This is a genomic window from Micromonospora sp. NPDC047465 (assembly GCF_040643125.1).
Taxonomy (GTDB): Bacteria; Actinomycetota; Actinomycetes; order Mycobacteriales; family Micromonosporaceae; genus Micromonospora.
The window spans coordinates 26,876-50,512 of the sequence record NZ_JBEYTP010000045.1; the positions used below are offsets into that span (position 1 = coordinate 26,876).

23 protein-coding genes are annotated in these 23,637 nt (G+C 69.5%); 15 read left to right on the forward strand and 8 right to left on the reverse strand.

What is annotated here, in order from left to right; all coding sequences use genetic code 11:
* Positions 1 to 6: 6 nt before the first annotated feature.
* Positions 7 to 801: a protein phosphatase 2C domain-containing protein gene (locus ABZ793_RS28995; RefSeq protein WP_357462638.1), complete on the forward strand. Its 795-nt coding sequence runs from the start codon at positions 7 to 9 to the stop codon at positions 799 to 801.
* A 180-nt stretch (positions 802 to 981) separates the two neighbouring features.
* Here ABZ793_RS28995 and ABZ793_RS29000 read toward each other — a convergent pair whose 3' ends face one another.
* The 4 genes from ABZ793_RS29000 to ABZ793_RS29015 form a co-directional block, all read right to left on the reverse strand.
* Complete coding sequence (locus ABZ793_RS29000) at positions 982 to 1,464, reverse strand: DUF5956 family protein (RefSeq protein WP_357462641.1); 483 nt, start codon at positions 1,462 to 1,464, stop codon at positions 982 to 984.
* Positions 1,465 to 1,784: 320 nt separating this feature from the next.
* Positions 1,785 to 2,282 carry a hypothetical protein gene (locus tag ABZ793_RS29005; RefSeq protein WP_357462644.1) on the reverse strand — a complete coding sequence of 166 codons (498 nt, stop codon included), beginning with the start codon at positions 2,280 to 2,282 and terminating at the stop codon, positions 1,785 to 1,787.
* 76 nt (positions 2,283 to 2,358) lie between these two features.
* Positions 2,359 to 3,192, reverse strand: a complete 834-nt coding sequence (locus ABZ793_RS29010; RefSeq protein WP_357462647.1) for a hypothetical protein — start codon at positions 3,190 to 3,192, stop codon at positions 2,359 to 2,361.
* Between the two features lie 77 nt (positions 3,193 to 3,269).
* Complete coding sequence (locus tag ABZ793_RS29015; protein WP_357462650.1) at positions 3,270 to 3,704, reverse strand: hypothetical protein; 435 nt, start codon at positions 3,702 to 3,704, stop codon at positions 3,270 to 3,272.
* Between the two features lie 157 nt (positions 3,705 to 3,861).
* Here ABZ793_RS29015 and ABZ793_RS29020 point away from each other — a divergent pair, with 157 nt between their 5' ends.
* The 4 genes from ABZ793_RS29020 to ABZ793_RS29035 all read left to right on the forward strand — a co-directional run bounded on the left by ABZ793_RS29020 (position 3,862) and on the right by ABZ793_RS29035 (position 12,222).
* On the forward strand, positions 3,862 to 4,122 hold the full coding sequence (locus ABZ793_RS29020; RefSeq protein ID WP_357462653.1) for a recombinase family protein: 261 nt from the start codon (positions 3,862 to 3,864) through the stop codon (positions 4,120 to 4,122).
* A gap of 425 nt (positions 4,123 to 4,547) precedes the next feature.
* A complete protein-coding gene (locus ABZ793_RS29025; protein WP_357462656.1) occupies positions 4,548 to 4,724 on the forward strand; it encodes a hypothetical protein in 177 nt (58 codons plus the stop codon).
* Positions 4,724 to 6,370, forward strand: coding sequence for a hypothetical protein (locus tag ABZ793_RS29030; protein ID WP_357462659.1), 1,647 nt, complete (start codon positions 4,724 to 4,726; stop codon positions 6,368 to 6,370). Before ABZ793_RS29025 ends, ABZ793_RS29030 begins: the two co-directional genes overlap by 1 nt.
* Complete coding sequence (locus tag ABZ793_RS29035; RefSeq protein WP_357462662.1) at positions 6,307 to 12,222, forward strand: helicase-related protein; 5,916 nt, start codon at positions 6,307 to 6,309, stop codon at positions 12,220 to 12,222. The genes ABZ793_RS29030 and ABZ793_RS29035 overlap by 64 nt, the downstream gene beginning before the upstream one ends.
* Before the next feature lie 5 nt (positions 12,223 to 12,227).
* Here the strand turns inward: ABZ793_RS29035 and ABZ793_RS29040 are convergent, their stop codons facing one another.
* Positions 12,228 to 12,419, reverse strand: coding sequence for a hypothetical protein (locus ABZ793_RS29040; RefSeq protein WP_357462665.1), 192 nt, complete (start codon positions 12,417 to 12,419; stop codon positions 12,228 to 12,230).
* Between the two features lie 394 nt (positions 12,420 to 12,813).
* Between ABZ793_RS29040 and ABZ793_RS29045 the strand changes: the two genes are divergently transcribed.
* The 3 genes from ABZ793_RS29045 (at position 12,814) to ABZ793_RS29055 (ending at position 14,838) form a co-directional block, all read left to right on the forward strand.
* Positions 12,814 to 13,554, forward strand: a complete 741-nt coding sequence (locus ABZ793_RS29045) for a hypothetical protein (protein ID WP_357462668.1) — start codon at positions 12,814 to 12,816, stop codon at positions 13,552 to 13,554.
* On the forward strand, positions 13,547 to 14,326 hold the full coding sequence (locus ABZ793_RS29050) for a hypothetical protein (RefSeq protein ID WP_357462671.1): 780 nt from the start codon (positions 13,547 to 13,549) through the stop codon (positions 14,324 to 14,326). The genes ABZ793_RS29045 and ABZ793_RS29050 overlap by 8 nt, the downstream gene beginning before the upstream one ends.
* A gap of 215 nt (positions 14,327 to 14,541) precedes the next feature.
* Positions 14,542 to 14,838, forward strand: coding sequence for a hypothetical protein (locus ABZ793_RS29055; protein ID WP_357462674.1), 297 nt, complete (start codon positions 14,542 to 14,544; stop codon positions 14,836 to 14,838).
* On the opposite strand, the gene ABZ793_RS29060 is transcribed toward ABZ793_RS29055, so the two are convergent.
* Positions 14,792 to 15,823 (reverse strand): CU044_5270 family protein, encoded by a 1,032-nt coding sequence (locus tag ABZ793_RS29060; RefSeq protein ID WP_357462677.1) that lies wholly within the window; start codon positions 15,821 to 15,823, stop codon positions 14,792 to 14,794. The genes ABZ793_RS29055 and ABZ793_RS29060 overlap by 47 nt on opposite strands.
* Before the next feature lies 1 nt (position 15,824).
* A complete protein-coding gene (locus tag ABZ793_RS29065; protein WP_357462680.1) occupies positions 15,825 to 16,373 on the reverse strand; it encodes a sigma-70 family RNA polymerase sigma factor in 549 nt (182 codons plus the stop codon).
* Between the two features lie 267 nt (positions 16,374 to 16,640).
* Between ABZ793_RS29065 and ABZ793_RS29070 the strand changes: the two genes are divergently transcribed.
* From ABZ793_RS29070 to ABZ793_RS29090, 5 genes are all read left to right on the forward strand, one after another.
* Positions 16,641 to 17,135: a recombinase family protein gene (locus ABZ793_RS29070; RefSeq protein WP_357462683.1), complete on the forward strand. Its 495-nt coding sequence runs from the start codon at positions 16,641 to 16,643 to the stop codon at positions 17,133 to 17,135.
* A gap of 277 nt (positions 17,136 to 17,412) precedes the next feature.
* On the forward strand, positions 17,413 to 17,697 hold the full coding sequence (locus ABZ793_RS29075) for a hypothetical protein (protein ID WP_357462686.1): 285 nt from the start codon (positions 17,413 to 17,415) through the stop codon (positions 17,695 to 17,697).
* Positions 17,694 to 18,008, forward strand: a complete 315-nt coding sequence (locus tag ABZ793_RS29080) for a hypothetical protein (RefSeq protein ID WP_357462689.1) — start codon at positions 17,694 to 17,696, stop codon at positions 18,006 to 18,008. Before ABZ793_RS29075 ends, ABZ793_RS29080 begins: the two co-directional genes overlap by 4 nt.
* Before the next feature lie 256 nt (positions 18,009 to 18,264).
* A complete protein-coding gene (locus tag ABZ793_RS29085; RefSeq protein WP_357462692.1) occupies positions 18,265 to 19,470 on the forward strand; it encodes a sigma-70 family RNA polymerase sigma factor in 1,206 nt (401 codons plus the stop codon).
* A 43-nt stretch (positions 19,471 to 19,513) separates the two neighbouring features.
* Positions 19,514 to 19,714 carry a hypothetical protein gene (locus ABZ793_RS29090; RefSeq protein ID WP_357462695.1) on the forward strand — a complete coding sequence of 67 codons (201 nt, stop codon included), beginning with the start codon at positions 19,514 to 19,516 and terminating at the stop codon, positions 19,712 to 19,714.
* A gap of 65 nt (positions 19,715 to 19,779) precedes the next feature.
* On the opposite strand, the gene ABZ793_RS29095 is transcribed toward ABZ793_RS29090, so the two are convergent.
* The gene (locus tag ABZ793_RS29095; protein ID WP_357462698.1) at positions 19,780 to 20,277 is read right to left on the reverse strand and encodes a hypothetical protein; all 498 of its coding nucleotides are present in this window, start codon (positions 20,275 to 20,277) and stop codon (positions 19,780 to 19,782) included.
* Between the two features lie 275 nt (positions 20,278 to 20,552).
* Between ABZ793_RS29095 and murJ the strand changes: the two genes are divergently transcribed.
* Both murJ and ABZ793_RS29105 read left to right on the forward strand, forming a co-directional pair.
* Positions 20,553 to 22,304, forward strand: a complete 1,752-nt coding sequence (gene murJ / locus ABZ793_RS29100; protein WP_357462701.1) for a murein biosynthesis integral membrane protein MurJ — start codon at positions 20,553 to 20,555, stop codon at positions 22,302 to 22,304.
* A 488-nt stretch (positions 22,305 to 22,792) separates the two neighbouring features.
* Complete coding sequence (locus ABZ793_RS29105; RefSeq protein ID WP_357462704.1) at positions 22,793 to 23,212, forward strand: hypothetical protein; 420 nt, start codon at positions 22,793 to 22,795, stop codon at positions 23,210 to 23,212.
* Positions 23,213 to 23,637 lie beyond the last annotated feature (425 nt).

The following is a 23,637-nucleotide window of genomic DNA, read 5'->3' on the forward strand; positions in this document are numbered from 1 at the left end:
CGGCACGTGCACATCACCTACACCGCCGCCACCACAGCGGCGCCGAACAGCACCAACGAAGACCACCTCGCCGTCGGCGACGGGTGGGCCTTGGTCTTGGACGGCGCGGGCCGATACCCCGGAGAGACAGGCGGCTGCATCCACCCGGTCACCTGGGTCGTCACCCGACTCGGCATCCACCTCAGCAGTTGCCTAAGCCAGCAGCCTGAGCAGCCACTCACCACGATCGTCCGGTCTGCCGTAGAGGCCACCATGGCCGATCACGGCTCAACCTGCGACCTCAGCGACCCGCTCTCACCGGGAGCAACGGGGGCGATCGTCCGGGTCCGCGAAGACCGGATCGACTGGCTGGTCGTCGGAGACTGCGCAGTGGTCATCGACCAAGGGCAGGACAAATACACGACCGTCATCGACGACCGGGTTGACCACCTACCTAATGCGCCGATCGTCGAGGGCCAAGTGCGTACCTACTCACCGGACTATGTCGCCACCGTCCGAAACAAGCCGGGCGGCTTCTGGGTGCTGGGGTCGTCGCCCGCTGCGGCTGAGCATGCCCTGGTCGGCACGCTGCCCCAACACGCTGCAACCCGAGTCCTTCTTTGCTCTGACGGCATCTCCCGTCTCACAGAGCGCTACGGATGGAGTTGGCAGACCGTCATGGCACTGCACGAGTCCGATGGTCCCGAGTCGCTCATCCGTGCGGTGCGAGAGTGCGAGCACAGCGACCCGAATCCGCAGCGCTGGCGGGGCAAGCGTCATGACGATGCGACCGTGGTCGTCATGCGGGTAACAGGCGCGTGACCATGGACTTGGCTGAGTTCGGCAGCTTGAGTGGGCACCACTCGGGCAACTTCTTCCAGCACCATCTGCCGGCTCGGCAGATCGATTCCGGCTGATCATTAGGTTCTTTGGGAACCACTTCGAGCCTGCAAGATCGGCACCTTTCTTCGGGCCCCTCGGCCGAAGGCACGACCTCAACGGTCAGCAGCCGGTCGTTCCGTAGATCTTGTGCAGGATCTTGCGGACGTAGCGGGCGACATCAGCGGGGTGCGTAGCGGCTACGTGCTCGCGGTTGAGCGACTCGTGCACGTCGTTCCAGAACCGATTCTCGCCGTAGCCTGCGGGCAGGCGCAGGAACCAGCGGTATCCGGACGGCCGGGCCGGGATTCCGGCGTCTCGCAGGTAGGCGTCGATATCGGCGTCGAGGTCCGCCTGTTCGGCCGCGCTCCGAGGCCGGACCTGGTAATGGGTCCCGGTCGGGCTGCTCGTCGTGATGGTGGTGACGTGTTGGTCCGGCCGGTCGGGACAGCGGACTAGCCTGGTCAACCCGGCAACCCAGCCGACCAGGGCGCCCCAACCGCTCTGGGGCAGTTCGAGCCAATTGCTTGCTGGCACGATCGGCACCTCGGGCGACAGTTCGACGTCGTCCCAGCTCTCTGCGCTCGCCTCCGCGTGGCCGCTCATGGTCACCTCCCGCCGCTACGGCTGGCGCTGGTCGAGCTCGGCCAGCCCTGCCCATTGTCGCCGGCTGCGAGGATGGCAAGGGCGAACAGGCTGGCACCCAAACCAAGTGCCGATCATGTCGGTCGGCAATTCGCAGTTCCTCGCCTTCGCGACCTCACTGGCGCCCAAAGGACCTGCCCAAGTGGTGCCGGTTCGAGGTGCCGGAATCAGACTTGGCCGGCTAGATACCGATGGCCGCCCGGGCGCGGGGCCGACTCTGGTCCGGCCGGTCCGCGCCCGGGGATCGTGGCGTCCAGGTGCTCACCGGTCTGGTGCTGGCCTCAACTCTCGATGCCGGCGAGGGAAAACAGGTCGAGCTGCTCGCCGGGGTCGGCTGGCCGGCACGCTGCCCACACGGCCTGTCCGGCGCGGGAGCAGGCGTCGACGACGTCGGTCCAGCCGGCGCCCCGGAATCCGCCTGGGTGGTCGCGCCAGTCGATGACGGCCTGCTCGCAGCGGCTGATCAGGTCGTCGGTGACCCGGCCGGTGTCAAGGACGGCGCCCAGGTCGGTCCAGTTCAACCGCAGCGGCCGGTAGAGGTCTCCGTCGGTGATCTCGATCCGTGTCCGGTCAAGCCGGAGCATCCGGCCAGCGGGCAGCGTCTGCCCAGCGCCCTCCGGGGCGAGTCGCCGGGCGTCTCGGGTACGCCAGTAGGTCAGGGGATCGATGGCGTGACCGCACGCGGTGATCCCCACGGCCCAGGCCAGCAGCGGGCGATGGGTGGCCGGGGTGGCGGTGGCGAGAATGGTGCGGGCGTCGGCTCGGTGGCTGGTGGTCATGGTGGTCTCCCCGTCGTGTCGCTGGTCGGGCGGCGTCCCCGCGCCCGGGCCGGCGGCGGCCCGGGCGCGGGGATGGTCAGCCGAGGTCCTGGTCGACGTCGACGACGTCGGGCAGGCGGGTCCAGCCGGTGGGGGTCCAGATCTGCCAGTGCTGGCCGGGGCCGGCGGGGGAGTCGCGGTGCAGGGCGCGGGCTACCGCGCGGTGCCAGGCGGGGTCGGTGGTCAGCGGTGCGCTGGCGCTGGCGTAGGTGATCGGGTGTGGGGCCCCGGCGGGCTGGCTGTCGCCGTCGAGGATGTGCTGCATGAGCCGGACCGGGGTGCGGGAGGCGGCCAGCCGCTCGGCGACGTCCGCCGCGGTGAGGTGCTCGCGGACCAGCTCGGCCAGCACGTCCGCGACGGCGGCGGGGGGCTCGCCGGTGAACAGCCGGCACTGCTGGGCGTACTCGTCGAGTTCCCTGCCTCCGAGGGAGTTCGTCCGGTAGGTGGCACTGCGGTGCGGGTGGGTGGTGATCCAGCCGACGAAGCGGGCACCGAGGTACAGCCGGTACTGCTCCGCGCGGCCGGGGCCGGGCTGGGTGGGACCGTCGACCCGGAGCTGGGTGTGCGGCACGGTCAGTCCGGTGTGCGGCAGGGTCACCGGCTCGCTGGTCGCCGCAATCACCGTGGCGTTGATCCAGGCCACGCGGACCGGGTTGGAGCGCGTGCAGGTGCGGCAGTCAATCGGCGCGGTGACGGCGGCACCGACCGTGACGGTGTCGCCTCGGGTGCCGGCCCCGCACGAGCCGGGGACGTAGCGGGGCTCGCCGGCCGGGCCCGTGACGCTGCTCAGGTTGCCGAGGTGGACGACGCGGCCTCGGCCGACGCGGACCGGTGCGAGCTGGGCGGGCCGGGTGCGGATGGTGCTGGTCATGGTCTCGATCCCTCCGATGTGCTGACTGGGTTTGTGGGAGCCGGGCCGGCCCCTCGGTGGGCCGGCCCGGCCGGATGTCAGCAGTCGCTGGGGTCGGGGTCGTTGCCGTCGACCTGGTCGGCCGCGCCGTACAGCGAGGCCGCAATCTCGACGGGGTGAGCGAAGAGGCCGTGGCGGTAGACCACCTGGCTGTGGATCGCCTGGGCCTTCGGCCCCCACTGGCCGACCAGGTGGTCGGCCAGCGCCTCCCGGGACTCGTCGGCGAGGGCCTGCGCCTGGTCGCGGCCGGCCAGGTCGACGGCGGCGGCGAAGATGGCGCCGGCGATGTCGTAGCCGACCCCGGCCGGGTGGTCGAGCACTCGACGGTTGGCCGCCCGCAGGATGACCGCCGGGCCGAACTTGCCGGTCTCGAACGGGCACAGCTGGTAACACGGGTTGGCGAAGTGCGCGCCGCAGCCAACGCACTCGTTGTCGTGGTCGATCTCCCGGAGGATCGTCGTACGCTGGGTCATGGAACTCCCTTTCGCAGAGGGCTGTTCTTCCTGGTCCGGCCGGGTGTTGCCTCACCTGGCCGGACCGTTCCTTGCCTCTCTATCGTACAGGAAAAGGTACAGGAAAAGCTGCTCCAGGGGGTCTTTTTCTGTACCTTTTTGCCGTACGCTGTGGGGCATGAGCAGCGAATCGGAGATGCGCCGGCCCGAGGTGTCGGCGGGAATGGCGGCGGCCCGGGACCGGGGTGTACGGCTGGGTCGGCCGCCGGCGCCGGTGCCGCCCTCGGCCACCCGGGCGGCGGAACTGCGCGGTGAGGGGCTGTCGCTGGCCGCCATCGCCGCGCGGCTGAACGCCGAGAAGGTCCCGACCCCGTCCGGTAAGGGCGAGTGGGCCAAGAGCAGCGTCAAGTACGTACTCGACCGGCACGACGCGGCGTAGGCCGTGGTGGGCGGGGTTGCGGGCTTGCCCGCGCACGGTGCTGGGGGTGGGGTGGGATCTCCTCGTGTCGGCCGATCTCCGATCGACCGGGCCGGCTCCGGGACGGCCAGGCTCGGCGTAGCCGACCGCGAAGCGGCTTGGCCTGGCCGTCCCGGAGCCGGTCTGGTAGCCCTCTGGGCGGCCGGCGCGAGGGGATCCCACCCCTGGGTGACCACTCACCCACCTGGCGCCGGCGGTCGCCCCCGGGCATCTCCGAGAGAGGCTCCGCCGGAGGCGTCGTTCTACCGCCGGTCTACCGGCGGGCACTGACCCGCACCGACGCGCGGGCGCTGCCCTGGTGCGCCCACCGGCGGCGCGGCAACGGGGGTGCGGCGTATGCGCCGGCCGGCTACCTTGATGTGCTCAAACGATCATGCGGGGGAATCGTGAGCGAGCCGCACAGCCAGGCCACGCCAGAGCGGGACGTCGACGCGGCGTTGACCGGGTTGCAGGACCAGATTGACGCGATCGTGCGGGTGCTGGGCGATCACCAGCGGGTGTTCGAGGCACTGCGTGCGGCGGGGCTGCTGCCCGATGGTGGTGGCGAGGGCCAGGACCGGTGATGGCTGCGCCTCGTGACACGACGGTCGAGCGGATCGTCGCGTCGGTCGACCGGGCTGATGACCTGTCGCATCGGGCACAGTCCCTGGCAGCGCACGTAGCCGGCCCTGCCCCGGCGCCGCCCGTGGACCAGTCTGTCCGGCAGCGGCTGCTCGCTGCCCAGGCCGTCGCCGCCGAGGTCTACCGCCAGCAGCTCGACGACGCGCCAGGGCCATCGCGGTGGCTGACCGCACAGGGCGTGCCAACTGACGGGCGCTGGACGGTGGGATACGCCCCGGACCGGCCGGCGACGGTCGTCAACGAGCTGCGGCGACGCGGGTTTACCGACGCCGAGATCGTGGCCAGCGGCCTGGCCGCGACCAGCCGCGGCGGGCAGTTGGTCGACCGGTTCCGCAACCGGGTGATGGTCGGGGTGCGCGACCACCGTGCCGCCAGGGCACCGGTCGTCGGCTGGGTCGGCTACGCCCCGCCCGGCGCGGCGACCGACGCGCCACCGGCGCTGCACAGCCCCACCACGGCGGTCTACCGGCCGGCTGACTGCCTCATCGGGCTGGCAGAGCAGCCCGAACGGGCCGGCCGGGCCGTCGTGGCCCGCACCGCGTTGGAGGCCATCGCTCTGGCCGAACGCGCCGACGAACTGGGTGAGGACGCACCGCTGGTGGTGGCGCCCGCCGGGCCCGCGCTGACCGGATCGCAGGTCGCCGCGCTCACCGCGTACGCCGACACGGCGGCCGGCGTCACCGTCGTGCTCGAAAACGAGCACGACCGGCAGGCCGAACGGGCCTACCAACTGCTCGCCCCTGCCGTGGCCCGGCACCCGAGCAGGCCAGGTCCGCTCGGGTTCGCCTACCCCGGTGCCAGCGCCGTGGTGGAGTCCCACCCGCTGGTAGAGGCTGCGGTCACCAGCCGGGTTGCCCGGGCCGTGCGGGGCTTCGTCACGCGGGCGGGGCGGGCGGTCGCCGCTGACTCCATCCGGGCCATGCTCGACGGGCAGCCCGCCGAACTCGTCGACCGGTGGGCCTCGTACGCCGCTGAACGGCTGGGTGTGCCAGTCATGCCCACGCCACCAGCACCTGCGACCACGACCCCGGACACCGCCGTTGACGCGCCGGCACCGGTGATGCTCAGCGGCGCCGCCACCACGAACGGCCCTCCGTCCGCTCCTGGTGACCAGCAGCCCACATCAGCACCGGAGCAGCAGCGAGCAGAGACGGAGACGCGGGATGAACCGGTACGGGGCTCAGGCCCAGAGGCACTGGCAGACGTACCTGCCCCAGCGGTACGCGACCATCGAGGACCCGAACAGCTTCTTCTCGACTTTGGGGGAGCAGGCAGCGACGGCGATCGAGCAGCGGGCACGGGAGCTGGCCGGTCCGGACCAGCCGAACGAGGGCTACCTCGGCAAGCTGGGCCGGCTGAACTCGGCGCAGCAGATGGCGGAGGAGGAGATCCTGCCCGAGCTGATCCTGATCGACCCGGCGACGGACGGCCCGTCGAGCGAGACGCCGAGCGAGACGCCGAGCGCGTCGACGACGCCGGCGAGCCCGACGTGGACGCCGCTGGTGGAGGACCGAACGACCCGTGGTGGCAGCGGGTCGCGGAGGAAGAGGACGACCAGAACGACGACCCGGTGACGCCGACCCGGTAGCCGGTCCGGTCGACGACGGCGGCGCGGCCGGGCCCGGCGACACCAGGCCGGCCGCCGCCGTCGACCAGGCACCCGCCGCCACGGCGTTTGATGACACGGAATCGTTCCGGCCGCGCGGGCAGCAGGACCTGGCGCCCGCCGGCGAGATGGCCAAGCTCCGCGCGAACCTGGCCGCTCTGCGGACCCTGCGGGAGGTGCAGGCCGCCGGGCGGCCGGCGACCACCCAGGAGCAGACCGTGCTGGCCCGCTGGTCCGGGTGGGGCGCAGTGGCGGGGGTGTTCGAGGCCCGCACCAACCACCCCAACTACGCCCGCTTCGCCGAGCAGCGAGCCGAGTTGCAGGAGCTGCTGTCGCCGGCGGAGTACGCCGCGGCGGAACGCACCGTCCTCAACGCGCACTACACCGACGTCGCCTACGTGCAGGCGATCTGGGACGCGGTGCGAGAGCTGGGCTTCGACGGCGGCGCGGTGCTGGAGCCGGGCTGCGGGTCCGGCAACTTCATCGGTCTGGCCCCGCCGCAGGCGCGGATGGTCGGCGTGGAGCTGGACCCGGTGACCGCCGGTATCGCCGCCGCCCTGTACCCGCACGCGGAGATCCGCACCGAGAGCTTCGCCGACACCCGCGCACCGTCCGGCGCGTTCGACCTGGCGGTGGGCAACGTGCCGTTCGCGCGGCTGCCCCTGGTCGACCGGCGACACAACCCGGGCCGGCACTCGCTGCACAACCACTTCATCATCAAAAGCCTGCACTTAACCCGGCCCGGTGGGCTGGTCGCGGTGCTGACCTCCCGTTTCACGATGGACGCCCGGCACCCGGCGGCCCGGCGGGAAATGGCCGCGCTGGCCGACCTGGTCGCCGCGGTGCGTCTGCCCTCGGGCGCACACCAGGCCACCGCCGGAACGCAGGCCATCACCGACCTGCTGATCCTGCGACGCCGAGAGCCGGACCGTGAGCCTGCTCCGATGACCTGGGAGCAGACCCGCCCCCTGGACCTCGACACGGACGCCGAACAGCCCGAGCACGTCAACGGCTACTTCCTCGACCGGCCGGAGCGGGTTCTCGGGGAGATGGTGCTGGGGCGGGGCATGAACCGCGACGGCGAGCTGATCGTGCGCGCGGGCGGCAACACGGCCGAGGACCTGGCGCGGGTACTGCGCGACGTCGTCGACGAGGCCCGCCGCGACGGGCTGGCCATGACGCCCCGCGACGACGCCGACCGGCCTGCCGAACCGCTGGCGGTGCTCGCACCGACCGACCGCGCCGAGGGCCATATCGAGGCCCTGGACGACGGCACCTTCACCACGGTTGCTGATGGTCAGGTCGTACCCCACCAGGTGCCTGCCACGCAGGCCGACGAGCTGCGGGCGCTGCTCGGGCTGCGTGACACCGTGACCGCCCTGCTGTCCGCCGAGGCGGCCACCCTCGACGACGGTGACGAGCACGGAGGCCCGGCCGCCGAGGGCACGCCAGCGGCGCTGCGCGCGCAGCTCAACGACCGCTACGACGCCTACGTGGCCGCCTACGGGCCGCTCAACCGGTACACCCGGCGTCCGACCGGCCGCACGGACCCGGAAACCGGCGAGCCGAAGATGGCCCGGATCAACCCGCCAATGGGCAAGTTCCGGCAGACCGACCCGCACGCCGCCACCGTGTTCGCCCTCGAACACTTCGACGAAGCGACCCAGCGCGCCACCAAGGCCGACATCTTCGCCCGGCGCGTCATCCTGCCCCGCGCACCGCAGCTCGGCGCCGACACCCCGCAGGACGCCCTGGCGATCTGCGTCGACACCCACGGCGAGGTGCGGCTGCCGGAGGTGGCCCGGCTGCTGGGTGTCAGCGAGCCGGAGGCCCGCGCCGCGCTCGGCGAGCTGGTCTACGACGAACCCGACACGGGGCGGCTGGTGGAGGCCCCGGAGTACCTGTCGGGCAACGTGCGCGTCAAGCTGCGCGCCGCCCAGGCCGCCGCCGAGGAAGACCCGCGTTTCGAGGCCAACGTGCGGGCGCTGCACCGTGTCGTGCCCCGCGACCTCGGGCCGGGCGAGATCGACGCGGCGTTCGGCGCTCCGTTCCTGCCCGCCGCCGTCGTCGAGCAGTTCCTCCGGGAGACGCTGCGTGACCCGGGGCTGCGGGTGGAGCACGTCGGCGGATCCGACTGGCGAGTCCGCGGCTCGCGCGCCGGCGTGCTGGCCCGCTCGAGCTGGGGCACGGCGGGTATGGCCGCGCCGGACCTGGCGCAGCGGCTGCTGACCAAGACCCCGATCCGGGTCTTCGTGGAGGTGGAAGAGGGCAAGCGGGCCCTCGACGTGGAGGCCACCGCGGCGGCGCAGGCCAAGGCGATCGAGCTGGAGGAACGCTTCGGCGCCTGGGTGTGGGAAGACCCGGACCGGGCCGCCGAGGTCGCCACCACCTACAACGAGATGTTCAACGCCACCGTGCCGCGCTCCTACGTCGGAGTGACCCGGTCACTGCCGGGCATCGCGGTGGGCTTCGTGCCCCGCCCGCACCAGGTAGAGGCGGTGGCCCGCATCGTCGCCGAACCTGCCGTCGGCCTGTTCCACGCCGTCGGCGCCGGCAAGACCGCCGTGATGGCCATCTCCGCGATGGAACAGCGCCGCCTCGGCCTGGTCAACAAACCGGCCATCGTGGTGCCCAACCACATGCTGGAGCAGTTCACCCGCGAGTTCCTCCAGATCTACCCCCGAGCCCGGCTGCTGGCCGCCGGCCGCGACGACATGAGCACCCAGCGGCGCCGCCGCTTCGTCGCCCGCTGCGCCACCGGCGACTGGGACGCCATCATCATGGCCGCGAGCTTCTTCGAGCGGCTGTCGCTGTCCCCGGACGAGCAGCGCGCCTTCCTCGACGAAGAGCTGGCCGAACTCCGCGAGAAGATCGTCCGCGCCGGTGAGCAGGCCATCGCCAACGGCGAGAGCCCCAAGCGCAACAGCACCGTCAAGCGGCTCCAGAACACCCTCGCGCGCAAAGAGGAACGGATCAAGGAGAAGCTGGACAAGGCCCGAGACCCGGGTGTCACGTTCGAGCAGACCGGCATCGACTTCATCTACCGCGACGAGCTGCACGAACTGAAGAACGACACCATCACCAGCGCCATCCCCGACGCCGGACACGACGGCTCCGACCGGGCGGTCGACTTCCGCATGAAGCTGAGCTACCTGCGCCGCAAACAGGGCCTGCGGGTGGTGTGCGGCGCCACCGCCACCCCGATCGCCAACAGCGTGCGGGAGCTGTACGTGGTGACCCGCCAACTCCGCCCGGACCTGCTGGCGGCCACCGGCACCACCGACTTCGACACCTGGGCGGCCACCTTCGCCAAGGTCGTCACCGCGATCGAGGTGTCGCCGACCGGGCAGGGCTTCCAGATGCGCGCCCGGCTGGCCAAGTACACCAACGTGCCCGAGCTGTCGCTGATGATGCGCACCTACGGCGACGTCCGCACGCCCGAGGACCTGGCCCTGCCCACGCCGCTGCTGACCCAACGGGACGACGGCGAACGCGCCCCGCACATCGTGACCCTCGACCCGTCACCCGAGCTGGAAGAGTTCATCTCCAGCCTCGACGAGCGCGTCGACGACATCCGCAACCGCCGCGTCGAGCCGGAGCAGGACAACATGCTCAAGGTCTCCGGGGAGGCCCGCGCCGCCTCCCTGGACATGCGCCTGATCGACGGCGAGCAGAACAGCCCCGGCAAGATCGACGCCGCCGCCGACCGGATCGCGGCGATCTGGCGCGACACCCGCGACACCGTCTACCTGCTCAACCCCGACGCCGCCACGCCGGTGCCGCACCCCACCCCGGGCGCCCTACAGATCGTGTTCTGCGACCAGTCCACACCCAACCCGGAGAAGTGGAACGTCTACGACGCCCTCAGCGACCTGCTCGTCGAGCGGGGGATGCCCCGGGAGAAGATCCGCTACATCCACGAGGCCGACACCGATGCCAAGAAGGCCAGCCTGTTCAACGCCTGCCGATCCGGCGACGTCGCCGTGCTCATCGGCTCCACCGCCAAGATGGGTGTCGGCACCAACGTCCAGGCCCGCGCGGTCGCGCTGCACCACCTCGACTGCCCGTGGCGGCCCGCCGACGTGACCCAGCGCGAGGGCCGCATCCTGCGTCAGGGCAACCAGAACGCCGAGGTCAGCATCTACCGCTACGTCGTCGCTGGCAGCTTCGACGCCTTCTCCTGGCAGACCGTGGCCCGCAAGGGCACCTTCATCGACCAGCTCATGCGCGGCACCTCTACCCGCGAGATTGAGGACGTCAGCGACGAGACGTTGCAGGCGCACCAGATCAAGGCCATGGCCACCGGCAACCCGCTGCTGATGGACCGCGAGCAGGTCGCTCAGGACCTCACCCGCCTGGACCGCGCCGACCGCGCCCACCACAACACCCAGGCGGCGCTGCGCCGACAGATCGGCGACCTCAAGGCGTGGATCGTCAAGGACACCCGCCGCGTCGACGTCCTCGACGACGCGATCATCCGCCGCCAGGACACCCGCGGCGACAAGTTCGCTGCCACCGTCGCCGGGCACCGGTTCACCAAACGTGCCGAGGCCGGCCGGGCCCTGCAACACGCCCTGACCGCCCATGCGCAGGGCCTCGCCTCCACCGACCAGCGCGAAGCCGACGGCGTGGCAGAGCTCGGCGGCTTCCGCGTCGACGCGGTGTTCTGGACCGGCCGCGACGGCACGCTCGTCGCGCTGAAATTCCACGGGATCCCCGACTCCTCCACCACCATCAGCCTCACCGCCGCCGTCGAGGGTGACCCGACCGGCCTTGTGCGCCGCCTGGAGAACCAGCTCACCGACCTCGACAGCGCCCGAGCCACCGTGCAGGCGCGCATCGCTCAGCAACAAGAAGAGATCGACCGAGCCACCGAGCAACTCGACCAGCCCTTCCCCCGCCGCGCCGAACTGCTGGACACCCGCCGCCGGCTACGCGCCATCAACGCCGTCATCGACCTGATGGCCGCCCCACCACCACCCACGCCGACCGCACCGCCCGCGGTGCCGGTCATCGTCACCGACTGGATGCCGGCCGACCTGCGCGAGGGCCTGACCCCCGACGAACAGAGCTGGCTCGACCGCCGGGTACAGATCGTCGCCGGCGACAGAGCCGTCCAGCAGGCCGCCCGCACTACCGATCTGCCCACCTTCGCCGCTACGTTCGACACCGCGCTCAGCCACGCGCTGGCCGACCCCGGCAACACGGAGATGGCCGTCGCGGTGATGCTCAAGTGCGACGATCCGGCCTGGCGCCGGGCCCTCTACACGGCTGCCGGGCAGGCCGTTCACCAGGCAGTCCGTGACGCACCGCCTCCACCGTCACCGTCAGCGGCGCCGACCGTGACGCCCACGGCCGCAGCCGAGCAGCACCAGCCAGCCGACCCACTGACACCTGCCGAGATCGTCGCCGCCACCACCCCGGAAGACCGGGCGCTGCTGGATGCCTGTAGCAAGCAGGCGTTCCGCGTCGACGACGTCCAAGCGGCCATCCACGCCCACGACCAGGTCGCGTTCGCCACCGCGTACGCCTCCGCGATGACCACGGCGATCAGTGAGGTCGACAACCCCGACGCCGTGGTGCGGCTTGCCGAGCTGCATGGCGATGAGGCGTTCCGCACTGGCCTGACCAACCTGGTCTGGGAAAAGCTCACGCCGCCCCTTCGAGCCGAGCGCCAAGCTGTGCCCACTGCAACGGTCGACTCAGCCTCGGTCGCCGCCAAGGCGTTTCTCCCCGCACCCCGCGCAGCGTCGACAAACGTCTCGGCCACCGCGCCCATCTCGCCCGCCCCGGTCACCGCCCACCGCGGCGCCGACCACGACCACGCCCGCTGAGGGATTCACCGCCCGACGATGGTGTGGAACAGCATCAGCGCACCCCCAGCAGCACCGCCGCCCCAGAGCACAGCCGATGGGACAGAATGGTCGGTCAGGTACGACAGGCTGCCGGCGAGCACGCCGACGACGAGCGCGAGGAGCAGCACGACGGCGGCGCGGACAGTCAGCAGCGGACCGGGGGGCGACGGTGTCACGGAAACCTCCGATTCAGGTGGTGAAGGACGCCCGGCTGTAGGTCCACATCGGGGGGACACCCCACGCTCTGAGGGCATGTGAGCTGCGGAAAAGGTTCACAGAAAAAGTTTGAGAAAGTCCGTGGGGTGACCCCCGCGGGCGCACCTACAAGGGGTCGTCTTCATCGTCGGTCGCGACTGGGCGGGAGCCTGCGAGTGCACAGGCGCGGGCGGCGATGGAGCCGACCCCATGCGTCACCGGGGTCGGCACAAGCGAGACGACCGAAAGGGCGATGTGGTGGTTGGCGGCGGCGGCGCGGCGGGCGAGGTGCCCGCGGGCGAGGCGCGCGCGGCTGCGCTACAACCTTCCGACCGGGCCGATTTCAACCTAGGGCAGCCCGTTCCGTTGCCGGACGTGCTCGCCAACATGAACAAGCTCTTCGCCGACGACACCCGGCGGTTGCAGGAGAACTTGCAGCGCCGGGAGGCCGACCGGCTCCTCCTGGCAGACCTCGCCGCCGGGGACTTCACCGGCCCCCGGTACCGGCGCTTCGAGGACGAGCTCGCCGCCTACGGCATGGCAGTGCTCCGCGGCTGGATGCACTCCGGCTACGTCTTCACCCTGACCGCAACGCGAGGGTTCTCACTCAACCCCAGCGAGGCCGAGCTGGAGGAACTGTTCCGCGACTCCGACGCCCGGGAGGAGCTGGCCATCATGACCGTCGCACTGGCACTGCCCCGGTTCCGCAAGAACGCCCTCGTGGGCGGCGGCTGGCGGTTCGAGGGCGGCGCCAGCCTCGCCACCTACTTCATGGGTGCCTGCCTGTACGAATTCCCCAACCAGATGCGTACGCGCCGGGCACAGCGCAGGCGGTGGCACCTGCAGGACCGTGGCGACCCGAGGCTCATCACGCCCGTGGAGAGCAACGTCGACGACCCGGCGGTCATCACCGTCGGAAATCAGCGGGTCCGCGACGACCTCACCAGAGCCGACGCCCGGACCCGCGCGGTTGTGGCACTCACCCTGGACGGCTACAGCCAGGAGGAGATGGTCGAGCTGCTGGGCGAGACCTCCGTCCGAGCGATCGAGGGCGTGCTGCACCGGTGGCGCAAGAAGGAGAAGACAGCGCATCAGGGAGGTGGGTCCCGTGACTGAGCACGACGGCGACCTGGACCGCTTCGAGCAGCTCTTGCAGCGTTCTTCTCTCGGCACCCCCGGCGCCCGCCGGCTTCGCCAGCGGACCCCTGCTGCCCATGTCGAGGCGGTGCGTCGGATCTACCAACTGCGCAACCGGATGGTGCACCCCTCTTCGCCGAAGGACGGCACAGCAGCGGCGATCGAGTTGATCGAGTACCTGACCGACCTCGGTTATCACGGGCAGGCGGACCATCTGCTGCACGACGCCTTTCCAGCCGGTGAGGGTGCCGCGATGGCCAACTTCGCGGCGAGCATGACAACGCTGGCCGCACTGCGCGAACCTCGGAAGCGCCGGCGCTCACAGGGTGACAGCCCTCAGCAGGAGCAACTCTTCGACATTCCCGACGAAGATCGAGATGGGATGGCCACACTCACTCTCGCGGCGTCCAATGACCGGTTCCCCAACGACGATCCCCGCTGGCAGCATGAGCTGCTAATGCTGTACCTGGCACTGCATCGGCAGGTCGACGCTGCGCCAATCACAACCAAAGATTCGCCCTACCACCCTGGACCCGACGAGCAGCCCAGACTTGTGCTGCTCCTTCCCGTCTCTCCCTCCACCGTCAAGACGGTTCTCGTCGGCCTGCGCAAGTGGGTAAGCAGAGAACCTGGCCGCCATCTCGACGTCAGCTTCACCTCGGCGGAATGGTCCTTCCGCACCGTCCTTCACCACAGAACCTATGAGTCGCCGGTCACCGCAGACCTTCCGTCCCACCTCGGAGGCGAGTAGAGGGCCGGGCACTCTGGCGCCTGCACCGGCAGCGCCACTCAAGGGCACCGCTCAGCGGAGACCCTGGCGTGGATGACCTCCTGGCGCTCCCGGGTGCCGTGGTCGCTGCCCGCGTTCAGTCACGGTGACGTCCCGACCTGCGCGCACCGGCGCGAGCCCCTGCCGGGTCGTCAGTCGGTGGGCGCGGTTGAACAGCCAGGATTGGTCCGACGCGGGTGGTCGACACCCCGCCGACGACGAAGGTGAGCATGTCCGCCCGGTACCCGAGCGACATCGCCTGGCGGGTGATCGACGACGCGGAGGCGCGGGGCGTGAAGCCCGGGGTGATCCTGCGGAAGATCGTGGAGGCGCACTACGCCACGCTCGATGCCGCCAGCGACGAGCCGATCACGGTGCGACCAGCCGACATCTCTATCGTTGGGTGGGTGGGTGGCGTCCTGGGAGACGCCACCCACCGAACTCGCATCAGCGGCGCACGGCGTACTCGGCGACCAGATATGACCGATAGGTGATTACTGCGGGGATTGTTACGTTCAACATGCCCGCCCTCTCGGTCAACACCTCCTCGTAGCCGAGCAACACGCCGGACCCAGGGTCGACGATCACGGTGTACTGGGCGGGTAGGCCGTGAGCGTCGGAGGTGATCGAGAACGCCTCCCCGGACCGGCCGGCGCGGTCGGTGACAGTGCCGGTCACCGTGATACCCGGCAGGTCGGCGAGAAGCCTGAGTGCCGCCGCGCGTTGCGCCGGGTTCAGCAGCCGCACGCCGGCGAGCTCGGCGACAGCCTCCAGGTACTGCACCGGGGCCTCCGGCGCGGACGCGCCCGCGGTGAGCCACTCGCGGAGCGCGTTGGCGTCCGTGGGAACCTCGCCCCGCCAGCGGCTGTGAAATTCGCCGGCCGCGTAGTCGCGTGTCTCCTCCGACGAGTCGGTCCGGCCGCCGCGCCTCTTCCACTCCCGGCGCTCCGCGTCGGAGCGGAACGTCGGGGGCAGTGCCTTCCTGAGCATCCGGCCGGCGTCGTCGTCGGTCCGCCAGGAGCGCCACTGCTCCGGTACGACAGCGGACGTCGTTCGCCCGCCAGTGATCGAGGAGTTCAGGAACCAGTTCGCCGACTCCAGGTACTCGACCGTGCCGGCCGGCCGCTGCGGTGCCGGCTGCCCCGCCGCCACCTCCGCCAGGCGCCGCAGCCGGGCTCGGGCCGTTTCCGCACTCGCCGGCGGACCGTAGGTGAGGGTCGCGGGGGTGGCCGCGTACGCCGGCTGCGGCTCCCGGGCCGTCTCGAGCGCTACCCCACCAGCAGCCACCGCCAGGACCACTGCGCCGGCCGCCAGCACGAGACGACGTCGCGGCACCGCCCGTCTGGCCGGGCGGCCGGTGCGGTCGGAGGCGAGAATGCGCGCCAGGTCGCGCGCGCGACGCTCCTCGTCGTCGGGCCGGCTGTCCCGTGCGGGATCCAAGCCGCCCAACAGTTGACGCACTTCATCGACAGCGTTCATCTCATCGCCCCCAATTCGACATCGACGGCGCCGTCCGCGGCGGCTGCCCCGCCTCGACACCGACCACATTCAGCTGCGCCCGAAGCCGGCGGCGGGCGCGCATCAGCCGCATCGCGAACGTCGCCCGCGAGCACCCGAGAACGACCGCCGCCTCGGCGGCGGTCAGGCGCTCCCAGGCGACCAGCCGAAGGACTTCCCGATCGGCCGCCGGGACCTGATCAAACGCGACCGCGGCGTCACGCTGGCTGATCACCTCGTCCGCGTGATCCATCACCACCGACTGATTCGGCTCCGCCGCTACGCGCAGCGTCAACTCCCGCCACCGTCGACGGCCCCTGGCCTCGTTGGCCAGCACCAGTCGCGCCACCCCGTACAACCATGGCAGGGCGGACTCCGCAGGAACATCACGCAGGCGGCGCCACGCGACGAGGAAGACCTCGGCAACCACATCACCTACGTCAGACTCGACGACCCGACGAGCCACATACCGCCACACGTCACCGTGGTGACGCTCGTACAACTCGGTGAAACGGTCTTCGCTGCCGTCCATGGCACCTCCTACTGTGCTTATGTCCGGCATCAGCCGCGACATCACGACCAGCAACTAGAAATCACCCAAGAGCATCAAATGCTCCGACTGATGACCTGGGTGACCGCCGGCCGCCACCCGCCGCCTCGTCTCACATCGTCAACAAATCATCGTTTCTTGAAGATCATCCGATCGGCCTCGAAACCGCCTGATCTGCCTTCAAAAACTCCTTCAAAAACCAGCGCGTTCAACAACAGCCCAAGGACCGTTTTCTGAGAAATCACGGTCATGACGGGTGCGCTGAAACCCACCGAACTCCTCGCCGCCGAACCGGCGGTACTCACCAACATCCGCATCGGCTACGCCCGCGTCTCCACCGGCGGACAGAAGCTCGAACGCCAGCTCGACGCGCTCACCGCCGCCGGCTGCCGGCGCATCTTCGCCGAGAAGCAGTCCGGCCGCGACACCGACCGACCCGAGCTCGTCGCATGCCTGGACTTCATGCACCCCGGCGACACCCTGGTCGTGCCGTCCCTGGACCGGCTCTCCCGCTCGCTTCAAGACCTCATCGCCACCGTCGGGGATCTGCGCGGGCGTCCGCGGGTGGCGGGCGGCCAGTGCCAGGACCGCCACCAGGACGACGCCGAGCGACACCAGCACATTGGGAAGGGTGACCAGCAGGACGGCAGCGACCCACCCGTGCTGGTCATCGAGGCCAAGCATGTGTCATTCTCCGATCGGTATGGGCTCCCCGTCCGCCGTCCAACTTCCTACGGTCGATGACGGACAGGAGGCCCCTCTCCGGCCTGCCGAGCAGCAGCGCCAGGTGCAACAGTGACGGCTCCCGCGCGGGTTGTCTCGTTGCCGATCTTGGACACCGTGTGCCCGCTGACCGCACCAGAACTGCGCAACGTTCCGTAGCGGTCCTGGTGCGGTCAGCGGGTAGAGGCGAACGGGCACGCAGATTTTCGTGATCACCCGGTGCCCGGTCGGCCGGCCACCTGGGACTGCCCCGGTCGGAAGCCGCCCCGCACGGCGTATGCGTTTGTATACTTTCCCCATGTCGGTAGACCCGTACCGGTTCTCGTACACCAGCTACGAGGCGCTCGACCGCGCTGGCGTCGGCTGGCAGGCGGCCCTGCACGTGCTCACCGCGGCCCGGCCGCGGATCGTGCGCCACATCGGCGCGGTGATGCACGTCGTCGGCGCGGTGCCGGACGGGCGGCTGCTGGCGGTGGCGCTCATCGAGGAGACCGACGACGAGTACATGGTGGTCGGGGCGCGGTGGCTCGATGAAGACGAGGCGCAGCCGCTGCGCAAGTTGATGGAAAGGGGCGGGCGATGAGCCGAGCAGAGGACATCAGGGCGGCACAGGAGTCGCTGGAAAGCCAGGACTGGTCCGACGCGGTGGTCGACGACACCCCGCCGACGACGAAGGTGAGCATGTCCGCCCGGTACCCGAGCGACATCGCTCGCCGGGTGATGGAGGACGCGGAGGCGCGGGGCGTGAAGCCGGGGGCGATCCTGCGGGAGATCGTGGAGGCGCACTACGCCACGCTCGACGCCGCCGGCGACGAGCCGATCACCGTACGGCCCGCCGACGTCGTCCGCGCGCTAGCCCAGGTTGCCCGGCGGGAGCGTCCCGCCGCCGCGTAGGGCGATGTCGGCCGCTGACCGTACGGTCTCACGATGCAGCAGGCAGATGCCTCCTCCACGTCCGCCAGTGCGCCTACCTCTGGATGCCGCTCAGTGAGGCGCTGGCTCCGTCCGCCGGCGCCGCCGCATCGACTGATGGGCTGCCGCCGGCCGCACAGGCAGAGGTAAAAATTTCGACGCGGCGTCATGGAACAGAATCACGGCTGGTTGTCGTGAGGGGGGCATGACAAGCAGCACCGTAACGACGAACGAGACCATGACCGACGACTTCGACCAGCACGACGATCCACTTGGCATCTTGCTCGACCCGACGGACGAGCGTGCGGAGCCGGACATGTACCCACGGATCGGAAACATCTCGGCCGGCTTCATGTACCGCGCGGTCATGCGGGCGCAGAACCCGGCACCGCCGGAGTACGTGACCGTTCCGCTCTCCGTCGGCTTGACGGGAGACCCACGGCCCGGTGTCGCGGTAACTCAGTGGAACCTTCTGTGGGAGTCCGCGCAGTTCCGCCGGCGGTATTTCGGCGAGGAGGACCTCCCGGCGCCCCTGTACAAGGTGGCCGACCGTGGCGACCTGAACGTCGTCTTCGTCCCGCGCACCCGCTCGCGGTACTACGAGTACGCTCCGCTGTTCCACCTGCTCCCACGAGCCGCTCTTGCCCGGCATGGCCTTCCGTTGCTGAGCCACGGAATCTGGCCGTTCTCGGCTCAGCTAGCTGATACCGACGCGTACCTCCCGACCAACTTCGAGGAGCGACTGTCGCGAGCCTGGGCCGGCACCGTTTGGCGTCACCTCATGCCGCAGTACCAGTCTCCGATCAGCGGATTTACCCAGAACGACCCGATCCGGGTGCTCGCCCAAAACCTTGACTTCTGGATCCCGCCGGTCACCGCGGCGATCCAGGATGTCCTCCGTGGGTTCCCAGAGGTGCCCAACGGGATCACATCCCAGCCCGTGCGGTTAGAGGACGGCTCTCTACTGGAGGGGGTCGTGACGGCGAACCCGCGAAAAGGCGGGACCATTTGGCAGGGTGAGCAGGAGGCTGCGGAAGTGGTACGCCAGACGGTCGAGGCTGCTGATGCTCACGGCCGGCTGCGCGGCATTCTCGATGCTGTGCGCTCGCATCGCTGTGAAGACGACTTTTCCTCTCGGTGGACAGGTGCCCGCGAGGACTTCGAGCGGAAGCTGCACAACAAGCGCTCGAAGGTCAAGGTCCGGTTCGTTGAGCTGACCGACACCATCCCGGTGCACGGGCCGGAGACGGAGGTCGTGGGTCAGATGCTCTGCGGCGACTTTCTAGCGCTGCTCGACGAGCGCGATCGCACGGTAGTCGTGCTGCTCAATAGCGGCGTAACCAAGCTGACCGAGGTCGCGGCCCTGATGGGGTACCGCAACCACAGCGCCGTCTCGAAGCGCCTGGACAAGATCCGGCAGCAGGCCGCTCGCTTCTTCAACTGACTTCACGGCCGCCCAGCAAGCTCGACCGTCGAAAGGCTCTGTGTTGACCAGCGTGACCGTCCGCGGCCTCTGGCTCGCGATCGCCGCTCTAACCGCCGGCCTCGTCGGCACCGCCGCTGGCCTGCTCGCTTGGGCTGGCGGCCTCAACCCACCCACCGCCGTACTGACCGGCGGTGGTGGCTTCGCCAGCACTGTTCTGCTCATCCTCACTGCCGTCCAGTTCACTACCGGCGAGCCGCAGTGAGGCAGGGAACCAACCCTCGATCTGGTCCCCGAAGACCTAGCTCGACGACTTGCTCCACCGCGCTTCTACCGGCCCGGCACCTCAGCGGTAGCACCGGGCGAGGGGTACCGCGCCGGCGCCTGCGTGGCCTCGGTCGGCCGGCTCGCCGTCGCGGCTTCGGTGACAGCGGCTTCGGTCGACTGGGGGAACGCCTGGGCCGCGAGCCGAGCCCCCCGCACATCACGTTCACCCGACCCGGTCGAAGTCTGGTCGGCATCTGGGCGCCCGTCGCGAGTGCCTTCCTCGGTGGCGCGGCCGGCCTCTCGCCACTCACCGTCGAGGGTGACGGCGCGGCGGTCCTCGCCGCCGTGGGCGTCGGCTCGCGCCGCGGCGGCGCTCTGGTCCGTGGCGTAGTCGTCGACCACCCGGAACGCGTACGCGGCGGGGGTGCGGGCCCGGTCGACGAAGCAGGGCACCTGCCGCAGCCACACATCGTGCCCAGCGCGCTGCAACTGGTCGAGCTTGTACGCCAGCGCCGGCCACGCCGCCGACTCGATGACCCGCTCCGCTAGGTCGGCGTCCACACGTAAGCCGGAAACACCAGCTGCCGAACGCAAACGGCCGGCATCGACCAGGCGTCATCCGTAGTTGTGAGGAAGCCGCCGACGGCGTAGAAGACGTGCATCAGCCGAGGGTGCCGCCGGACGCCACCGTGGTCTGCTGGTAGCCCACCGTCCATCCAGGTCCGCGCCGGTCGGCCCTGGGAATTGGGTCCGCCATGGGCCCTTGAGGGTGGAATGACTAAGGTCATCCTGATGCGGGCCCGGGCCCGGCCATCTCGTATCCTTTGGGAGGCTCGATGAGCGGCGGGCTCTACCGCAGCGCGAACGCCGGGTGGGGAGACGACCGCCGATCGGACGGCGCAACCTACATCTCGGCCGAACCGTTAAACCAGCCCGCCATAGAGTCGATCGCCCCCCCGCAGGAACAGGCTGCCGAAACCAGCGCCGCGACCAATAGCGCGGTGATGGCGATTGGCAGTCTGGTCAGCCGGGGTACGGGTTTCCTGCGTACCCTGGCGTTGACCGCCGCGCTAGGCGGCGCGCTGGTCGGTGACGCGTACACCACCGCGCAGATCCTCCCCGGCATGGTGTACGAGTTCCTGCTTGGCGGCATCCTCACCAGTGTCCTGATCCCGGTGCTGGTCCGGCGGCGAAAGTCCGATGCCGACGGTGGTCAGGCGTACGCGCAACGGCTGCTCACCCTGGCGGTGCTCGCGCTTGCCGTTGCCGTGCTGCTGGCGCTGATCGGTGCGCGGTGGCTCACCTGGCTCTACTCCAGCGACCAGTCCAGTGACGCCTACAAGGCGCTGGTCACCAGGCTGTCGTACCTGATGCTACCGATGATCTTCTTCACCGGCCTTAGTGCGCTGATCAGCGCGGTGCTAAACACTCGGGGGCATTTCGCCGCCCCGATGTGGGCACCGATCCTCAACAACATCGTGGTGATCGGCACCTCGCTGGCATACATCGTAATATTCGGAGCGGAGATTCTCGAGCCGAAGGAAATGACCGTTGGCCGAATTCTGCTGATCGGCGGCGGCACCCTGCTCGGCGTGGCCATCCAGGCCGCCGGCCTGCTGCCGGCGCTGCGCAAGGTCGGCTTCCGCTGGAGGTTCCGCTTCGACTTCCGGAAGCTGGGCCTGCGCGAGCTGGGCCGGATCGGCGCGTGGATGTTCTGCTACGTGGCGGTCAGCCAGATTGGCCTAATCGTCCTGTTCAACCTGCTCAACCGGGCCGGTAAGGAGAACGCGGCCGGTCCGCTGATCTACAACAACGTCTTCCTGCTGCTGATGATGGCGCACGGCATCATCGCCGTTTCGATCATCACGGCGCTGATGCCCCGGATGAGCGCCGCCGCCGCCGACGGCCGGTACGCCGACCTCGCCGCCGACCTGTCCCGGGGCACCCGAACGGTCAGCGCCGTGCTCGCCCCGATCGCCGTCTGCTACGCCGTGTTGGCCAACCCGCTCGCGGTAACCCTGTTCCGGTACGGCGCGTTCAGCGAGGAGAACGCCACCGCCACCTCGCTGGTGCTCCTGGTCGCCGCGATCGCGCTAGTGCCGTTCGCGGTGAGCCAGCTCTTCACGTTCGCCTTCTACGCGCTGCCGGACACCCGCACTCCAGCGCTGGTGAACATCCCGGTGGTGGTGCTGCGGATCGGCGTGCAAGTCTGGCTGTTCGCGGCGTTCTCGGCGAGCTTCGCCGCCGCCGGCATGATGATCGGCAATGCGGTGTCGTACCTGGCCGCCGCAATCGTCTCGGCCTGGCTGCTGCGTCCCAAGGTCGGACGGATCGGTTTCGGTACAATCACCCGCACCCTGGCCAAGGTGGCGATCGCCGCGCTCGGGGCCACGCTGGTCGGCATGCTCGTAGTTAGCCGCCTGCCCGGCGACGACACGCCGAGCCGGCTGGAGGCGATCGTCCAGTTGGTAATCGGCGGGGCGGCAATCGGCGTGATCTACCTCGGGCTGGCCGCGGTGTTACGGATCCGGGAGATCACCGAGGTCCTCGACATGGTTCGCCGCCGCCTCGGCCAGGCTAGTAAATAGGTTAGTGCCTCTCCCTATGACTCTGCAGCCACAACTGCGCCACTTAAATTAACCAATCCATCCCTTTGATCCGGCGATAAACCCTAACGCCGCGAGCGAAGGCGCTCCCGCTTCCTGCTTCATACCATGAATGATTCTACGAACAGTCCTATCGCTCATATGCTCCATGAGGGCTATATCCCGATAGCTCTTTCCATGGATTAGGGCGCGCAGTAAACGAATTGACAGTTCATCCGGCGCGTAGTCTGCCGCCAGGCGCACTCTGCACCCCCGTGCGTAATCGAATACAGTTAACCCAGTCTGGGCGATAAGTTAGCAGCGTATCATCCAGCCTCGATACACGCAATGATCTCTTAAGGCCGATAAAGGGGTGGCCGCAGGCGGCCACCTTCACCTTGATGCATTGACGCGCTACAAGATCCATACATAGATTTTCCCTGTTCGCCGAGGAATGCCACAGTCCCTCGGGTGAGGTGAAGGGAAAGTAAATGAGAATGCCGTTCGCCCGTCGCGCCGTCGCCGCATTGGCGCTCTCGACGGCACTGGTGGCTCCTGCCGCCCCCGCCAGCGCTACTCCTGCCAGCGCCGACCCACCCCCGGCCGCTCAGGATATATCAACACAGGCCCTGGTTTCGTGCACGATTGATTACCCCTTCGAAAATGAATGCCAAACCGTTGCCATCTACGCCAATCCGTCAGACCACAGCTTGTACTATTACGTAGGGCCCACCGGCACAACGTGTACGACCAACCCTGTTTATTATCGCTTTTATGATATCGACACCGGCGTTACCATCAGGTCAGGCTACATGTCTTTCTGGGACAACGAAAGAGTTTACGGGTTGTACGGACGCTACCGCCTGTACCTTTCGGGCCTCTGCGGCGCTAAAGGCCGTCTTGAGCAATAGGGCTGCCCTGGTGGCGTCGCGTTCCAGGACACCCCGCTGTTGCAGAGCAATTCTCGACCGGCAACCACGACAGGTGTTCAGGGCAAAACGCCACTAGATAGCTGGTGTTAAACGGCGGTTGACCGGTTCCGGTCGGCCGCCGTTATCTCGTGGAGTGTCGGTTCGGTGTGCGCCTGCTCCTGACCGCTTTGACATGGCTTCTACCGGCCCGACACCTCAGCGGAAACACCCGGTGAGGAGAACCGCGCCGGCCCCTGCTCAGCCTCGGCCCGCCGGCCCGCCGACAGGGCATCGGTGACAGCGGAGGCGGTCGACTGCGGGAATGCCTGGGCCGACGGCCAGGACGTAGCCGATCCCGCGCAGCTCGAGGTCATCGCGTAGGCCGGGGTCGGCGCCGTAGACCTCGTCGCCGGTCACCCATCCTG

What these genes read in the sequence shown, in the direction of transcription:
- ABZ793_RS29085 (WP_357462692.1), top strand. Translation starts at nt 18,265, where the DNA reads ATGACCGACGACTTCGACCAGCACGACGATCCACTTGGCATCTTGCTC.
- ABZ793_RS29030 (WP_357462659.1), top strand. Translation starts at nt 4,724, where the DNA reads ATGGCTGCGCCTCGTGACACGACGGTCGAGCGGATCGTCGCGTCGGTC.
- ABZ793_RS29070 (WP_357462683.1), top strand. Translation starts at nt 16,641, where the DNA reads ATGACGGGTGCGCTGAAACCCACCGAACTCCTCGCCGCCGAACCGGCG.
- ABZ793_RS29105 (WP_357462704.1), top strand. Translation starts at nt 22,793, where the DNA reads ATGAGAATGCCGTTCGCCCGTCGCGCCGTCGCCGCATTGGCGCTCTCG.
- ABZ793_RS29020 (WP_357462653.1), top strand. Translation starts at nt 3,862, where the DNA reads ATGAGCAGCGAATCGGAGATGCGCCGGCCCGAGGTGTCGGCGGGAATG.
- ABZ793_RS29065 (WP_357462680.1), bottom strand. Translation starts at nt 16,373, where the DNA reads ATGGACGGCAGCGAAGACCGTTTCACCGAGTTGTACGAGCGTCACCAC.
- murJ (WP_357462701.1), top strand. Translation starts at nt 20,553, where the DNA reads ATGAGCGGCGGGCTCTACCGCAGCGCGAACGCCGGGTGGGGAGACGAC.
- ABZ793_RS29080 (WP_357462689.1), top strand. Translation starts at nt 17,694, where the DNA reads ATGAGCCGAGCAGAGGACATCAGGGCGGCACAGGAGTCGCTGGAAAGC.
- ABZ793_RS29060 (WP_357462677.1), bottom strand. Translation starts at nt 15,823, where the DNA reads ATGAACGCTGTCGATGAAGTGCGTCAACTGTTGGGCGGCTTGGATCCC.
- ABZ793_RS29010 (WP_357462647.1), bottom strand. Translation starts at nt 3,192, where the DNA reads ATGACCAGCACCATCCGCACCCGGCCCGCCCAGCTCGCACCGGTCCGC.
- ABZ793_RS29000 (WP_357462641.1), bottom strand. Translation starts at nt 1,464, where the DNA reads ATGAGCGGCCACGCGGAGGCGAGCGCAGAGAGCTGGGACGACGTCGAA.
- ABZ793_RS29005 (WP_357462644.1), bottom strand. Translation starts at nt 2,282, where the DNA reads ATGACCACCAGCCACCGAGCCGACGCCCGCACCATTCTCGCCACCGCC.
- ABZ793_RS29015 (WP_357462650.1), bottom strand. Translation starts at nt 3,704, where the DNA reads ATGACCCAGCGTACGACGATCCTCCGGGAGATCGACCACGACAACGAG.
- ABZ793_RS29075 (WP_357462686.1), top strand. Translation starts at nt 17,413, where the DNA reads ATGTCGGTAGACCCGTACCGGTTCTCGTACACCAGCTACGAGGCGCTC.